Source organism: Rugamonas sp. (genome assembly GCF_025354735.1).
Taxonomy (GTDB): domain Bacteria; phylum Pseudomonadota; class Gammaproteobacteria; order Burkholderiales; family Burkholderiaceae_D; genus Rugamonas.
Genome location: NZ_JANXMI010000241.1, coordinates 1 through 15729 on the forward strand (window position 1 = coordinate 1; position 15729 = coordinate 15729).

Sequence of the window (15729 nt, forward strand, 5' to 3'; positions counted from 1 at the left end):
AACCGTGGTCCGACCCCGCCGCCTATTTCGCCGCCGTTTTTTTGCCAGGGCGCGTCAGACGCTGGCGGCCTGCGTGGTTGCGGGCGCCGCCAGCGGCGCGGCGTCGGCTTCCTTGACATGGAAGGGCGCGAACCACGTCACCAGGAACGATGGTATGGTCGCCGCCATCACCAGCGAAAAATAGCTGACGTAGCCGAGCGCCTGCTGCAAGTGGCCGCTGACGATGCCGGTCAACATCATGCACAGTCCCATCAGGCCGGTGCCGAAGGCGTAGTGGGTGGTGGTGTATTTGCCGGGCGCGAGCTGCTGCATCAGGTAGATCATGAAGCCGACCGAGCCGAAGCCGAAGAAGAATTTTTCGACCGCGACGCCGGCGCTGATGACGAATAAATCGTGCGGCTGGTAAATGCTCAGCAGCAGGAAGGTGACGTTCGGGATGTTGACCGCGCAGCACAGCAGGAACAAGGTCGATTGCAGCCCGCGCCGCGCGACGAAGATGCCGCCGAGCAGGGAGCCGAGCAGCACGGCGATCAAGCCGTAGGTGCCGTAGATAATCCCCAGCAGTTCGTTCGACAGGCCGAGGCCGCCCTTGGCCACCGGGTCGACCATGAAGAAGGGGCCGATTTTTTCCAGCAGGCCGATGCTGAGGCGGAACAGGAAGGCGAAGGCGATCATGGTCCACACGCCGCGCTTCTGGAAGAAGGTGAGGAAGGAGTCGACCAGGATGTGGGTGGCGTCGGCCACGGACGTGGGCGCGTTGTCGGCCTTGGCGCCGTCGGGCATGACGCGCAGATGCCACAGCGCCATCGCCAGCGTGATGCCGGCGACGATGAAGAAGATGATGCGCCACGCGTCTATCCATTCCGGGCCGAAGACGGCGGCGTCGTGGTGGAAATAATTCTTGTGCAGCCAGCCGCTCAGGTACACCAGGCCGCCGCTGGCGACGATGGGGCCGATGTTCCAGCTCAGGCTCTGGATGCCGCAGTATAGCGACTGCGCCTTGGTGTCGAGCGAGGTGACGTAGACGCCGTCGGAGGCGATGTCCTGCGTCGCGCCGATCAGCGACAGCACGCCGAATAAAAACACCAGCACCGCCATGTAGTTCGGCAGCGTCATCGCCAGCGCCACGCCGGCGAAGCCGAGGGCGATGGTCAGCTGGGCGCACAGCACGAAGAATTTCTTGGTGCGGTACATTTCGACGAAGGGGGCGAACAGCGGCTTGATGGTGTAGGCCAGGATCAGGTAGCTGGCGTACTCGGCCGCCTGGGCGTTGCCCATGCCGAGGTTCTTGAACATGATGGCGGTGACGCTGGTGAGCGTCATATAGGTCAGCGCCATCGTGAAATAGCCGGAAGGAACCCACAGCAGGGGCGAGCGGCGTAGTGCGGACTTCATGGTGTCATCCTCGTTCTCATGGTCGTTATTGGTGACGCCCGGCTCTGCGGCCGGTGCGGGCATTACGGGGTGTTAGCGGCGCTGCGCCTCGATCAGCCGACGATACCAGATCGCGCTGTCCTTCAGGGTGCGCTGCTGGGTTTCATAGTCGACGTGGACGATGCCGAAGCGCTTGGCGTAGCCGGAATTCCACTCGAAATTGTCGAGCAGGCTCCACAGGAAATAGCCCTGCACGTTGACCCCTTGCGCCACCGCGTCGGCCAGGGCCAGCAGGTGCAGCCGCACGTAGTCGATGCGCTGCTGGTCCGGCACCGCGCCGTCGACCAGCTGGTCCGGGTTGGCCATGCCGTTTTCGGTGATGTAGATCGGCGGCAAATCATACTCGGCGTTGAGCTTGAGCAGCAATTCGGTCAAGCCTTTCGGGTAGATTTCCCAGCCCATGTCGGTGAAGCCGAGCTTGCCTTCCGGCTGGCGCGGCGGCACTTCGGCGCTGCAAAAGGCGCGGAAATAATAGTTCACGCCGAGGAAGTCGATGGGCTGGGCGATGTCGCTGAAATCGTTATCACCGATCACGGGCGCGTTGGCGCCGTGCTCGCGCAGCGCCAGTTCCGGGTAGCGGCCCTTGAAGATGGGGTCCATATACCACTGCACCGAGCGGGCGTATTCGAATTCGGCCAGGGCGCGGTCTGCCGCGCTGTCGGTGGCCGGGTCGGCGGTCCACTGGTTGAGTACGATGCCCAGTTGGGCGCTGCGGCCGGCGGCGCGCATGGCTTGTATCGCCAGGCCGTGCGACAGCAGCAGGTGGTGCGACACCTGGATCGCCTGTTTGGCATCGGCCACGCCCGGCGCGAACTGGGCGTTGCCGTAGCCGAGGTTGGCGCTGCACCACGGTTCGTTGTGCGTTGCAATCGTTTTCACGCGGTCGCCGAAACGGCGCGCCACTTCGCCGGCATAGGCGGCGAAATGGACGCAGGTGTCGCGGTTGAGCCAGCCGCCGTCGTCCTGCAAGCCCTGCGGCAAGTCCCAGTGGTAGAGGGTGACGTGGGCGGCGATGCCTTTGCTGTCGAGTTCGTCGAGCAGGCGGCTGTAGAAATCAAAGCCCTGCTCGTTCCACGCGCCCTTGCCCAGCGGCTGCACGCGCGACCACGCCATCGAAAAGCGGTAGGCGTCCACGTTCAGCGACGCCATGATGCCGACGTCGTCGGCGTAGCGGTGGTAGTGGTCGCAGGCGACGTCGCCGTTGCTGCCGTCGATGATGGTGCCGGCGCGGTGGCTGAAGGTGTCCCAGATCGACGGCCCCTTGCCGTCGGCGGCCGCGCCGCCTTCGATCTGGAAGGCGCTGGTGGCGACGCCCCAGATGAACGTGGCGGGGAAGGGCGGCAGGGGGGAAATCGGGTCGCGCTGAATATCGGTGGTCATTATAGTATCGCTTGTCGTGGTTTAAGAACACCATCTGCCGCCGCAGCCGGCGGTACATGCCGGGGGCTGTCGCTGCGGCAGAGTCTCCAAAAGGGTGCGGCCAGAGTTATGTTGAAAATAGTTTGAAAACGATTTCAAGCTCGCGTGACGAATTAAACCCCAGGACTGTAATAGTGTCAATCCTTTTGGATGAATGTGATCGCCGCCGACCGCGGTCGGCTTTTATTGCCTTGAAGATATTTCTCTTGACGGAAGGATTTTGCTCAGACAGAATTGCATTAAATACAATCGGACTCCGCCGGGGAGACGATCTCCTCCCCCGTTTGGAGCTAGCCACTTTGAATTTTTGCCTCGCACGATATTGTTCCGCCGCGCTCCTGGCCTGCGCCTTTTCCGGCGCGGCGCTGCATGCGGCTCCCCTGGCGCTGGAGGGCGCCCTCGATCATGGATGAAAACGGCCGGGCGCGATGCGCCGCTTTAGTCCAGCGCTTTAGGTATGCGTCTCGGCCATTTAGCTATTTATTAATCCAGATCAAACTGATCGCCATTTGTCCCTCGAAGGGCGTGGCATCATCCGATACTGTCACTGCCGGCATGCTGCCGCGCTGACCACGGAGTTTCCCATGCGCCGTACCACCCTCTCCCTGAGCATTGAACAATTGCTCGCTTCGGTCAAAAAACTCGAAGGCAGCTTGCGCGCCGCTGGCCTGCCGCCGGTGCTGGCGCGGCTGCCGCTGTGGTGCCTGGGCTGGTACTACTGCGCCATGATCGACGGCAAGACCACGCGCATCCTCAAGATCGGCGCCCGCATCGGGCGCTGGCAAGCCATGGTGCGCAAGATGAAGGACGACGAGCGCTGTTGCACCGAGCTGATCGATATGGACCAGACCATGCGGCGCGACCTTGAGTCGACCAAGCAAACGCTGTGGGAGTTGCGCGGCATTTGCCTGGATGTGCGGCAGTTGTTCAGCAATATGAATTACGACTCGGCGCGTATGGCGCGCAAGCAAGATGCGTTTTTGGCGGCCGTCGGCGACGTGCTGGAAGGGGCCAGTGCCTTGCAGGGGGCGATGGCCTCGCATGACGCGGCGGCGCTGTCGGCGTTGCGGCGCCTGCAGGCTGAACCGCAGGCGGAATTTTAGGGCGAACCTCAGGCGGAATTGCAAACCAAACCGCGGTCCGAACGCCAAGCCGAACATGAAGCTGTATCACCGCCGGCGAGGGCTGGCCGGCCGGCGTATCAACACCCTGTCTCAACATCCTTCCAGTGCATACCGCAGACCATGATGCCGACGGCGGGAACCGTCGCGCATGGTCGACCGTGCCGCCGCGCTAAAAATAATCCCGGAGTCAACGGTGCAAGCGCGCCGTTTGCCTTTACCATGGCGCATCACCATTTGCGGAGCCTTTTATGACCGAATTCCAGCGCGGCATGCTGAGCACAGGATTTTCCCTGACCCTGATCGCATTGGCGGCGTTCGTGATGCAGCGTTTCTTTTTGCCGATGGTGTGGGCCGGCATCCTTTGCGTGGCGACGTGGCCCCTGTATTGCCGCATGCGTGCGCGCATGGGCCACCGGCCGGTGCTGGCGGCATTCCTGCTGACGATGATTTGTGCCTGCGTCTTCATCGTGCCGGTGTTGCTGGGCGTGGCGCAGGTGGCGCGCCAGATCCCCGACATCACCAATTTCATCGCCGGCGCCAACAACGACGGCGTTCCACCGCCCGAGCTGCTGCAATCGATTCCGCTGGCGGGCGACACCATCCACAACTGGTGGCTGGCGACGCTGAGCCAGCCGCACGGTCTGGCGCATTTGTTCGCCGGCAGCGGCCTGGGCGGCTTCCATTCGGCGCGCGACATGATGAAGATACTGGGCACCAGCTTTGTGCACCGCCTGGTCGATTTCGGCCTCGCCTTTTTGTGCCTGTTCTTTTTCTACAAGGACGGCGAGGCGCTCAAGCATCAGATCACGGCCGTCGGCAACCATTTTTTCAGCGAGCAGCGCTGGGCCCGCTATTCCCACAAGATTCCGACCGCGATAGGCGCCACCGTCAACGGCCTGGTGCTGGTCGGCCTGGCCGAAGGTCTGCTGATCGGCATCGGCTACGGCATCGCCGGCTTGCCGTCGCCGGTGCTGTGGGCGGCGGCGACCGGCATCCTCGCCATCATTCCCTTCGGCGCGCCGCTGGTGTTCCTGAGCGCGGCGGCGCTGCTGGTGTTCAACGATAGCGTGCCGGCCGCCATCGCGGTGACGGTGTGGGGTACCATCGTGTTGTTCGTCGCCGATCATTTCGTCCGTCCCGGCATGATAGGCAACGCCACCAAATTACCCTTCCTGGCCGTGCTGTTCGGCATTTTGGGCGGGGTGGAAACCATGGGCCTGGTCGGTCTGTTTATCGGACCGGTGGTGATGGTGCTGTTCGTGACGCTATGGTACGAGGCGAATTTGTTTGAGGACGGCACGCCGGCCGCCTGAACTGTTCTGCACTGTTCGGTAGCGGCGCCATGCCGCTACCTCCCGGCCTTGCCCGCCATCAGTGGGCTTTCGACAAAATCAGCAGCCAGCGGCGCATCAGCAGCACTTCCACATGGCCGGCTTCGATGCCGGTGTCGCATTCAATGACCGGGTTGACCGCGTAATAGCGTTTGCGGAAATCACGGCACACCAGCATTTCGCGTTTGCCCATGCGGACCAGGAAGGACGTCGGTGCATATTCCAGGCCAAAACGGGATCCAAAGCGGGAGCCGATACCACTATTCAAAGTTGCCATGACAGTTCCTTTTTGAGTTGTTCGTTGATCGAGTGAAGCCAGAATAGCATAACTACTGTATGAAAACACAGTCACTGTATAAAAAAACAGGAAATGCCACATTTTGTGGCTTTTTCGATAATTCCTGCCCCGGCCTTACGGTGGTGATGGGGGCGATCATTGCGTTTGGCCTGATCGCGGCGCAGGTGGTGGGGCATGGTCCGCTGGCGGTGGCCGATGTGGAAATCGCGCAGGCGCTGCACCGGCAGGCGGCGCAGCCGCTGCTGGGCTGGATGCGGCTGGTGTCGCTGTTGCACAGCCCCGGCGCCAGCGGCGTGCTGGCGTTGCCGCTGGCGGCGGTTTTCTGGTGGCGGCGTGACTATGGCTGGTTGTTGATGGCGGCCCTGTGTCTACCGGGCGGCATGCTTTTGAATGAGCTGATAAAGTTAATCTTCCAGCGCGGGCGGCCGCTGCTGGAGCAGCCGCTGGTCGTGCTGACCAGCTACAGTTTTCCTAGCGGTCACACAGCGGCGGCGACCGTGCTGTACGGCTTGGCCGCGTGTTACGCGGTGACGCTGACGCGCCGCGCCGGACATTTGGGCCCGAAGCGGGACGCGAACCCTGGCGCGAACCGGGCCGCGAACCGGGCCGCGAAGTGGACTGCGGCGCTGGCCGTGTCGACGGCGCTGTCGCTGGTGGCGCTGGTCGGCTACAGCCGCATGTATCTGGGCGCGCATTATCTGAGCGATGTGCTGGCCGCGTTTGCGGAAGGCTGCGGCTGGCTGGCGCTGTGCCTGACGCTGAAGTCGGCGCTGGCGCGGCGGGGCGGCGATATTTACGATACTCGACGTGATACACGTGATACTCGCGACACTTGATTACTCAATCATCTTCACCATGAACAGGAGTCCGCACTGGGCGCACCGACCATCATCGCCGTCATCATCAACGCCGGCGCCGGCACCGGTCATGGCGCCGACATGCGCGCGCAACTGACGGAGAAATTCGCCGCCCAGGGCGTCGAGGCGGCCGTCACGCTGGCGCTAGACGGCGAGGAAATGATCGCGGCGGCGCGACAGGCGCTGGCGCGCGGCGTCGATGCCGTGGTGGCCGGCGGCGGCGACGGCACCATCAACGCGGTGGCGTCGGTGCTGGCCGGCAGCGGCGTGCCCTTCGGCGTGCTGCCGCTGGGCACGCTGAACCATTTCGCCAAGGATTTGAACATCCCGCTGGAACTCGACCAGGCCATCGCCACCATCGTGCGCGGCGTGCCGGCGGCGGTCGACGTCGGCGAAGTCAACGGCCGCATCTTCCTCAACAATTCCAGCCTCGGCATGTATCCGCACATCGTGCGCGACCGCGACCAGCAGCAGCGCCGACTCGGCCGCGGCAAGTGGACCGCGTTCGGCTGGGCCGTGGTGGCGGCGCTGCGGCGTTTTCCGTTTCTCGGCGTGCGCCTGAAAATCAATGGCGACGAGCACGCCCGGCGCACGCCCTTCGTCTTCATCGGCAACAACGCCTATCAGATGGAAGGCTTCCACATCGGCGTGCGCGAGCGGCTCGATGGCGGCGCGCTCAGCATCTACGTGGCGCAGCGGCCGACGCGCTTCGGGCTGCTGCGCCTGGCCTTGCGCGCGCTGCTGGGACGGCTGGCCCAGGCGCGCGATTTCGATGTGCTGTCCTGCGCCGATTTCGTCATCGAAACGCGCCACGCCCGCCTGCACGTGGCCACCGACGGCGAGGTGACCGTCATGCGGGCGCCGCTGTGCTACCGCTCGCGGCCGGCGGCGCTGTCGGTGCTGGTGCCGCTGGCGGCCGTCGAGCAGGGCGGGGCCTAGGCCATGCGGACCCTCGTGCATTTATCGGATCTGCATTTCGGCCGCGTCGACGCGGCGCTGCTGGAACCGTTGCGGCGCCTGGTCGCCCATCTGGCGCCGGATGTGGTGGTGGTGTCGGGCGACCTGACGCAGCGCGCCAAGAGCGCCGAGTTCCAGGCCGCGCGGGCCTTTCTGGACACCTTGCCGGGGCCGCAGATCGTGGTGCCGGGCAACCACGATATTCCGCTCTACAACATCGCCGGCCGCTTCCTCACGCCGCTCATGCATTACCAGCGCTATGTGACGCTGGACCTGGCGCCCGAATATGTGGACGAGGAAATCGCCGTCCTCGGCGTCAACACGGCGCGCTCGATGACGTTTAAGGATGGCCGCATCAATGCGCAGCAGATCGCGCAGCTGGGCCAGCGGCTGGCGGCGCTGGCGCCGGCGCTGACGCGCATCATCGTCAGCCACCATCCCTTCGACTTGCCGGACGCGCTGGGCGCCGACAAGCTGGTGGGACGGGCGCCGCAGGCGATGGCGGCGTTCGCGGCCTGCGGCGTCGACCTGCTGCTGGCCGGCCATCTGCACGCCAGCCACGCCGGCGACAGCGCGGCGCGCTACCCGATGGACGGCTACGCGGCGCTGGTGGTGCAGGCCGGCACGGCGACGTCCACGCGCGGGCGCGGCGAGGCCAATTCCTTCAACGCGATCCGGGTCGAGCCGGAGCGGATCGCGGTCGACCGCTACAGCTGGGACGACGCGGCCGCCGACTTTCTGCTGGCCGGCACCGAGCGTTTCGAACGCGCGGGCGATGTCTGGTCGGCGGCGCCGCGCCCGGAGTCGGCCCCGCCGCAACGCTAGTCTTGGCCCCGGCCGCTACAACCAATAATCCATGAAGCGCGCCGCCCACTCGCGCGCGCGGTCGGCCCACGGCCGGTGATGCCAGGCCTCGGGCGTGATCTGCACCGAATCGCGGATATCTTCCTGGAACGCTTTTTCCATTTCGGTGCCGAAGGGTTCGCCCATGACGATCACGTTGAGCTCGCTGTTATGGAGGAAGCTGCGGGTGTCGATATTGCTCGATCCCACGGTCGACCATGCGCCGTCGATGACGGCGGTCTTGGCGTGCAGCACGGCCAGCTTGAGCTGGTAAATCTGCACGCCGGCGTCGAGCAGTTCGCTGTAGAGCGCGTGGCCGGCATAAAACACCAGACCGCTGTCGGACACGCCGGGCAGCACCAGCTTGACGTCGACGCCGCGCCGCGCCGCCGCCGTCAGCGCGTCGACGGTCTGCTGGTCGGGCACGAAATAGGCCGACGTCAGGTGGATCGATTTCTTTGCTTGCTGGAAGGCCAGCACATAGGCCTTGTAGATTTCAAAGGTGGTGTCGGGCTCGGTGGCCAGCACGCGCACGATCTTGTCGCCGGCCCGCACCGGCTGCGGGAAATAATCGGCCTCGCGCAAATCGTCGGCGTCCTGCGCCGCCCAGGTGCGCACGAAGCGCCACTGGAACGCTTGCACGGCCGGGCCTTCGACTTCGATCTGGGTGTCGCGCCAGCCCACTTGCGACTTGTCGGTCTTGCGCGTCTTGGAGCGGAACAGCGAGCTCTTGGCGTAGGTGTCGCTGATGTTGATGCCGCCGGTGAAGGCGACCTTGCCGTCGACCACCAGCACCTTGCGGTGGTCGCGGTTGTTGATTTTCCAGTCGTCGCCGTGCAGCTTGGCCGGGTTGATGGGATTGAACGCGACCAGGTGGATGCCGCCGGCGCGCATGCGGTCGAAGAAGGCTTGCGGCACGCCGATGGTGCCGACGCTGTCGTAGATGATGTTGACGGTGACGCCGGCCTGCTGCTTGGCGATCAGCTGGTCGGCGAATTTCAGGCCCAGTTCATCCTGGTCGAAAATATAGGTTTCCAGATTGATGCTGTTCTTGGCGTCGGCGATGGCGTTGAGCATGGCCGTCATGGCTTGCGGGCCGTCGAACAGCAGCGTCACCTTGTTGCCGGCTATCAGCGGCACGCCGGTGGCCGCCTCTTCCAGCGCCGCCTCCGCCTGCAAGTCGAGCGAGCCTTTCGGCCAGCGCTTGCCGAGCACGGCGCGGGCGCGCTCGTCGCTGAGCGCGCCCTTGCTGCCGGCGATGCTGGGTGTGGCGCCCGGGTCGAGCGTGCTGCTGAGCGCCTGCACATTGGGCAGCGCGGCGCAGGCGCTGAGCATCGAGCTCATCAGCACGATCGGCAATAGCGACAATATCGATACCTTGCGCCGCCCCTGGTTCGCTTGCATGTCTATTCTCCCTGTGTGATCTGCGCCGTTTTGGCGCCGATGAAAAAGTCGAGCGGCGCGCTGAGGAAGTGGCGCCCCAGGATTTTCAGCAGACGCCAGCTGTGCGCGAAACGCACCTGGCGCGAGCGCAGCGCCACCCATAGCGCCAGGCCGAAACTGACCAGCAAGTTGACGGCGCCGATGGCGAGGAAGCCGGCCACCGAGCGCAGCGCCAGCTGCCACGACATGTGGTGGTCGAGTCCGACCAGGGCGGTGGCGAAGTTGGCCGACGAGAAGGTGACATGGCGTATATCGAGCGGCAAGCCCAGCAGATAGCCGAGCGTGCCCATGCCGCCGAGCAAAATGCCGAAGTAGAAATTACCCATCAGGCCGCCCAGATTGTTTTCCATGTACAGGCCCAGGCGCCGCAGCCGCGCCTGTCCCAGCAGCCGGCCCAGGCCGCGCAACTGGCCGATGCGCTGGGCCCAGCGCGTGTACAGCGCCTGGTTGTCGTAATAGCCCGAGATCAGGCCGGCGACGAACAGGCAGACGCCGGCGATGGCCGCGTAAAACAGGGCCGGGCTGCCGATGGGGTCGATGTCGTGCAGCAAATGCATGGCCTTGTCCGGCGTCACCAGGTGGTGGCCGGTGAGGGCCTTGTAGCCGAGCGCGATGGCGTATGCGGTGGGGATGGCCGTGAACAGGTTGCCGAACACGGCCACGATCTGGGTCCGCAGCACCTTGGCGATCAGCTCGGCCATGCTGTCGAGGTCGATGTGCCGGCCATCCTTGCTGTGCAGGCCGGCGGCGATGCGCGAGGCCGTCATCGCTGGCTGCTTGGTGGCGACCGTGAAATGGAGCAGGTGGATGAACATGAAGCCGAGCGAATAATTCATGCTGTACAAAAAGGCTTCGACCAGCGGCGCCGCGCGCAGGTAGGACATGAGGATCTTGAACAGCGCCATGAAGCCGATCACCAGGCCGGCGCCGCCCGACGACAGGAACATGCCGCCCAGTTCGCGGCGGTCGTCGGCCACGTAGTGCTCGCCGGTGCGGCTGGCATTTTCCGTGACGTTGCGGGCCAGCAGGTTGATATTGTCGGCCAGCAGGTCGCCCACCGTGTATTTATTGTTGTGGGCGGCGATCAGTTCCAGCGCCAGCGCCAGGGCGGCGGCGCGGTGCGGACTGATGGGCCGCTGCGCTTGCGCGGCCTCGGCCGCCACGGCGTCGAGGTCGACCGTCGGCGCGCTCGGCAGTTCGCCGCTGACGTCGACCAGGAACAGCAGCTTGCGCAGCCGGTCTATGCTTTGCGTGAGCGCCACCAGCAGATAGGTCAGGGCGATGCTGGTGCCTTGCAGCAGCGCCTTCTTGCGGATCTTGGCGACGACGGCGTCGCACTGGTCGAGCATCACCAGCAGGTGGCGGGCATCCTCGATATCGCCGGCCTCGCCGGCCATCAGGCGCGCGTGGGCGTCCAGGTGGGCGTTCACTTCCACGTTCTGCACCATGAAGGGCGACTCGAAGGTTTCCATCTCGGTGTGGAAATTGGTCAGCTTCGGCTCCAGGCCGATGGCGCAGACGCGGTAGGACAGGGTGCGTATCGCTTCGAGCAGGCCGGGCAGCATGAGGCCGGCGTCGGTCTCGGCCGGGGGCTGGGCCTCGGCGTCCGCATGGGCAGCGATGTCGGCCTCGGCCGGCGGCAGCGGCGCGAAGACGACGTCGAACAGCGCCATCCAGTCGGCGGCGGGGACGGCGCGTATCCACCGGTGGTCGGTTTTTTTATACAGCAGCTGGTCGAGCGCGTCGCTCAGGTATTCGTCGCCCAGCGCCGGCGGCAGCACGCGGTAGGCGATGCGGCGTTTGAGCTCGGTGAAAAAGCCGTCGTTCGACAGCACGCCGATTTCCGTGTACAGGCTGGTGTGGCGGCGCGTGGCGAGGATGGTGCGGACGTAACCGTGCAGCGCCCGCGCCTGGACCGGCTGGCCCTTGAGCAGCTGGGTCAGCGTGCGGACGTTGGCGGTGGCCTGGGCGGCGTCGGTCGGACGCCGGGGGCGCAGCGTGTCGAACAATTCGACCATCAGGCCGATGTCCTTGCTGTCCGGGGCGATGCGTTCGAGTAGGGAGATCATGCGGAAGGGGACGGACTGGCCGCATTGGACAAAACACCAGCATAGCGTGGGTGGGCGCGCCTGTATGTACGCTGGCGTACTGAGCGCAGGTGTCGCGGTGAGGTGGGGTTGATCCCAGGTTCCGGGGTCCAGGCTCCACGGTGCCGTGGCGCCCGATTCCGTCACCCCGGCTTCCGCTCGCGCCCCGTCAGCACAGCGTGATCTTGCGCGACGCCTGGCGCAGTTCGGCGCGGAAATCGGGATGGGCGATGGCGATCAGCGCCGCGGCGCGCTGGGCCGCCGATTTGCCGCGCAGCTGGGCCACGCCGTATTCGGTGACGACGTAGTTGACGTCGTTCTTGCCGGTGGTGACGTGCGTCCCCGGCGCCAGCGCCGTGACGATGCGCGAGATGGTGCCGTCCCTGGCCGTCGACGGCAGCACGATGAAGGCCTTGCCGCCGCGCGAGCGATTGGCGGCGCGCACGAAATCGACCTGGCCGCCGGTGCCGGAATAGGGCACGTGGGCCAGGCTTTCGGAGCCGCATTGCCCCAGCAAATCGACTTGCAGGCTGGCGTTGATGGCCACCAGGTTGTCGTTGCGGGCGGCCAGATAGGGATCGTTGGTGTAGTTCACCGGATGCATTTCCAGCATCGGATTCTGGTGCATGAAGCGGTACAGGCGCTGCGAGCCGAGCGCGAAGGTGGCGACCATCTTCCCCGGTAAATGAGTTTTCTTGCGGTTGCTCACGGCGCCGGCTTCCACCAGCGTCAAAATGCCATCTCCTATCATTTCCGTGTGGATACCCAAATCATGCTTGGACGTCAGCTGCATCACCACCGCGTCCGGAATGCCGCCGTAGCCGATCTGCAGGGTGGCGCCGTCGCCTATCATCTCGGCCACGTAGTTGCCGATGGCTTGCTGCACCGGGCCGATGGCCGGCAGCGCCACTTCGATCACCGGTTCGGCGCTTTCGACGAGCGCGCTGACCTGGTCGATGTGGACGTGGCACTGGCCGTGCGCGAACGGGACGTTGGGATTGACTTCGAGCACCACGGCGCGCGCCTTTTGCACGGCGGCCATGGTGTAGTCGGTGCCGAGGCTGAGCGCGAAGTAACCGTGCTCGTCCATCGGCGAGGCCATCGAGAACACCACGTCGGCGGCCACCTGGCCCCGTTCGATCAGGCTGGGCAGTTCGGAAAAATAGGCCGGGATGAAATCGGCCCAGCCGGCCTGACCCGCCGCGCGCGAGCCGCCGCCGAAGAACAGGGCGACGTGGCGCACGTGGCCCACGGTGTCGCAGTCGAAATAGCCGTATTTGCGCAGCGCCAGGATTTGCGCCACCTTGATGTCGCGAAAGTCGCGGCGCCGCTCCGACAGCGCGTGCAGCAGCGTCGGCGGTTCGCCGGCGCCGGACGGCACGATGATGGTGTCGCCGTCGCGCAACAGGCGCAGGGCGTCGGCGGCGCTGCCGCGTTTGCCGTCGTAGAGGGCGTGGACTGGGGACGGTGACATGGTGGCGAGGCCTTGCACGGAGGGGTGGTGGTCCCGCCACTATACGCCCCGCGCAATTTGCCCGCTACGTGGGCGGGCGCACAGAATTCGGCCCGGCGCCGGCCTACACTATGTTCATCCGCCCGGCAAAGTGCGACGTCATGCGGCGTGGCCGGCCGGGCTCATCGACCACCATGGACCACCATGCCGACATTTATTTGAGTGCGATCATGAAACCCTCCTACCTGGCGCTGGCGTTGTTAAGCCCGTTCGCGGTGGCTGCGCAAACGTCCTCGCCCATCACCATTTACGGTACGCTGGACGCCGGCATCGTCGGCGAAGGCGGCTGCGCGAGCGCGTGCGCGCACAGCAAACTGAGCAGCGGCGTCGAGACCGGTTCGCGGCTCGGCTTCAGCGGCCGGGAAGATCTGGGCGACGGCAAGGCCGCCGTCTTCGCGCTGGAGGCGGGCATCCTCAACGACACCGGCAAGTCGGACCAAAACGGCCGCTTGTTCGGCCGCCAGGCGTTCGTCGGCCTCAGCAGCGACAAGCTCGGCGCCGTCACGCTGGGCCGCCAATACAATCTGCAATACCAGGTGCTGGTCGACGTGGCCGACCCCTTCAAGGGTGGGCTGGCCGGCAACGCGGGCAATCTGATCGGCTACACCGTCATGCGCTACGATAACTCGATCAAGTACGTGACGCCGACCTCGCACGGCTGGAGCGCGGCCGCGCTGTACAGCTTCGGCGAATCGCCCAACAACAGCGCCACCAACCGCGCCTATGGCGCCATGCTCGGCTATGCGGACGGGCCGGTCAACGTCAGCGTGGTGCATCAGCGCAAGGACAATCCCGGCGACTTCAGCGGCACCGACAGCCCGGTCCTCATCGACCAGTCGGCCAACAACACCCTGGTCGCGGCCAACGTCAAGGTCGGCATCGCGACGGCCTACGCCGCCTTCGGGCGCGACCGCGGCATCGGCAGCTCGCCGTGGGACGCCAGCAACCCCTACGGCGCGTTGGTGGTGGCGACGCCGTCCAACGACAGCCGCGACATGCTGGTCGGCCTGTCGCTGCCGCTGGGCCTGACGACCGTGATGGCGTCCTTCATCCACAAGGATGACCGCAGCATGCTGAACCAGGACGCCGACCAGCTGGCCATCGGCATGACGTATGCGCTGTCGCGCCGCACCGATTTCTACGCCGCCATCGCCAAGATCCGCAACCGCAACGGCGCCACTTACACGGTGGGCAACGCCACCGAGGCCGGCCACGGCGACCGCGCCGTCAACGTCGGCGTGCGGCTGTCGTTCTGAGGGCGGCCCGCGCGGCCCGTGTCAGTGGGCGGCGTTGCAGGCGCCCAGCCAGCGGCCGGACGTTTCTATCGTCATCTGTTCCGGCTTGCCGCGCGCTTCGGTGGTGACGTCCATCGTCATCGTGAAGGCGGTGTCGCCGGCGAAGGTGAGATGACCCTGGCCGCTGGAGGCGGGATTGGTGCAGATGAACGACAGGTTCATGCCGCCCGTCACCGGCTGGTTGTTCGACTTGCAGTTGCCCTGCTGGCCGGTCGGCACTTCCTGGCGCTTGGCCATTTCCGCCGTGATGCAGGCGCTCACGCTGATGCCGCCGTTGGGCGCCAGCTTGGGCATGGTGGCGCCGTTCTGGGCCATCATCGCCTCGACCTTGGCGCGCTGCTCGGGCGGCAGGTTGGCCAGCTGCTTGAGCATGGCCTGCATGGCCTGGTTGGTTTCGACGTTGGAGGTGTTCATTTTATTGCTCATCTCCCACTGGCCGGGACGCATGCTTTGCGCCGCGGTGGAGGCGGACGCGGCCAGCAGCGGGGCGGCGACGAGGGCGAGGGCGAACAGGCGTTTCATGGCGACTCCAGGGATGGGTGGGGATGCGCGTTGCGCGCAGGGACGATGCGCTAGCATAAACCAGAATCGCGCGGCGGCCGGGTTTGATAGGCTGAGCAGCGTTTACCCCGGCCTCCGCCGCCGGACCCCGATATGGCGGCGTCAGCTGCGCGGCTCGGCCACGTAAATTTCCACGCGGCGGTTGCGGGCGCGGCCGGCGTCGCTGTCGTTCGACGCCACCGGTTCGCTGGCGCCGCGGCCTTCCACGACGACGCGCGTCGGCGCCACGCCGCGCAGCGCCAGGTAGTCGCGCGTGTGCGCGGCGCGCTCGACCGACAGCGGCTGGTTGATGGCATCGCTGCCGGTGTTGTCGGTGTGGCCGATGATGTTGACGGTGGCCGCCGGGTTGTCGTTCAGCGTGGCGGCGAAGCGGTCCAGTATGGGGCGGAAATTGCCCTTGATGTCGGCCCGGCTGGTGTCGAAAGAGACGTCGCTGGGGATGTCCATTTTCAGGCGGTTGTCGGCGGTCTGGCTGACCTTGACGCCGGTGCCCTGGATCGCCTGTTCCATCGCGCGCTTCTGGTTTTCCATCTTGTTCGACCAGATATTGCCGACGACGGCGCCGGC

14 protein-coding genes are annotated in these 15729 nt (G+C 65.4%); 6 read left to right on the forward strand and 8 right to left on the reverse strand.

The window, feature by feature from the left end; all coding sequences use genetic code 11:
* Window positions 1-54: 54 nt before the first annotated feature.
* Both Q0S71_RS20035 and Q0S71_RS20040 read right to left on the reverse strand, forming a co-directional pair.
* Entirely contained in the window at window positions 55-1395 is a 1341-nt protein-coding gene (locus Q0S71_RS20035) for an MFS transporter (protein ID WP_295999808.1), read from the reverse strand.
* Window positions 1396-1467: 72 nt separating this feature from the next.
* On the reverse strand, window positions 1468-2814 hold the full coding sequence (locus Q0S71_RS20040) for a GH1 family beta-glucosidase (RefSeq protein WP_295999809.1): 1347 nt from the start codon (window positions 2812-2814) through the stop codon (window positions 1468-1470).
* A gap of 623 nt (window positions 2815-3437) precedes the next feature.
* Here Q0S71_RS20040 and Q0S71_RS20045 point away from each other — a divergent pair.
* Window positions 3438-3956: a hypothetical protein gene (locus Q0S71_RS20045; RefSeq protein ID WP_295999810.1), complete on the forward strand. Its 519-nt coding sequence runs from the start codon at window positions 3438-3440 to the stop codon at window positions 3954-3956.
* Window positions 3957-4225: 269 nt separating this feature from the next.
* Entirely contained in the window at window positions 4226-5290 is a 1065-nt protein-coding gene (locus Q0S71_RS20050; RefSeq protein ID WP_295999811.1) for an AI-2E family transporter, read from the forward strand.
* 58 nt (window positions 5291-5348) lie between these two features.
* On the opposite strand, the gene Q0S71_RS20055 is transcribed toward Q0S71_RS20050, so the two are convergent.
* A complete protein-coding gene (locus tag Q0S71_RS20055) occupies window positions 5349-5585 on the reverse strand; it encodes a hypothetical protein (RefSeq protein ID WP_295999812.1) in 237 nt (78 codons plus the stop codon).
* A gap of 146 nt (window positions 5586-5731) precedes the next feature.
* Here Q0S71_RS20055 and Q0S71_RS20060 point away from each other — a divergent pair, with 146 nt between their 5' ends.
* From Q0S71_RS20060 to Q0S71_RS20070, 3 genes are all read left to right on the forward strand, one after another.
* On the forward strand, window positions 5732-6442 hold the full coding sequence (locus Q0S71_RS20060) for a phosphatase PAP2 family protein (RefSeq protein WP_295999813.1): 711 nt from the start codon (window positions 5732-5734) through the stop codon (window positions 6440-6442).
* Between the two features lie 66 nt (window positions 6443-6508).
* Window positions 6509-7402 (forward strand): diacylglycerol kinase family protein, encoded by an 894-nt coding sequence (locus Q0S71_RS20065; protein WP_367185323.1) that lies wholly within the window; start codon window positions 6509-6511, stop codon window positions 7400-7402.
* A gap of 3 nt (window positions 7403-7405) precedes the next feature.
* Complete coding sequence (locus tag Q0S71_RS20070) at window positions 7406-8245, forward strand: metallophosphoesterase (RefSeq protein ID WP_295999814.1); 840 nt, start codon at window positions 7406-7408, stop codon at window positions 8243-8245.
* Between the two features lie 15 nt (window positions 8246-8260).
* On the opposite strand, the gene cls is transcribed toward Q0S71_RS20070, so the two are convergent.
* The 3 genes from cls to Q0S71_RS20085 form a co-directional block, all read right to left on the reverse strand.
* Window positions 8261-9607, reverse strand: a complete 1347-nt coding sequence (gene cls / locus Q0S71_RS20075) for a cardiolipin synthase (RefSeq protein ID WP_295999821.1) — start codon at window positions 9605-9607, stop codon at window positions 8261-8263.
* A 62-nt stretch (window positions 9608-9669) separates the two neighbouring features.
* The gene (locus tag Q0S71_RS20080) at window positions 9670-11775 is read right to left on the reverse strand and encodes a site-specific recombinase (protein WP_295999815.1); all 2106 of its coding nucleotides are present in this window, start codon (window positions 11773-11775) and stop codon (window positions 9670-9672) included.
* Between the two features lie 187 nt (window positions 11776-11962).
* A complete protein-coding gene (locus tag Q0S71_RS20085; RefSeq protein ID WP_295999816.1) occupies window positions 11963-13267 on the reverse strand; it encodes an acetyl-CoA hydrolase/transferase C-terminal domain-containing protein in 1305 nt (434 codons plus the stop codon).
* A gap of 209 nt (window positions 13268-13476) precedes the next feature.
* Here Q0S71_RS20085 and Q0S71_RS20090 point away from each other — a divergent pair, with 209 nt between their 5' ends.
* Entirely contained in the window at window positions 13477-14562 is a 1086-nt protein-coding gene (locus Q0S71_RS20090; protein ID WP_295999817.1) for a porin, read from the forward strand.
* Window positions 14563-14583: 21 nt separating this feature from the next.
* Here the strand turns inward: Q0S71_RS20090 and Q0S71_RS20095 are convergent, their stop codons facing one another.
* Window positions 14584-15123: a DUF3617 domain-containing protein gene (locus Q0S71_RS20095; RefSeq protein ID WP_295999818.1), complete on the reverse strand. Its 540-nt coding sequence runs from the start codon at window positions 15121-15123 to the stop codon at window positions 14584-14586.
* A gap of 141 nt (window positions 15124-15264) precedes the next feature.
* Window positions 15265-15729: OmpA family protein (locus Q0S71_RS20100; protein ID WP_295999819.1), on the reverse strand; the 465-nt coding region annotated here is incomplete at its 5' end.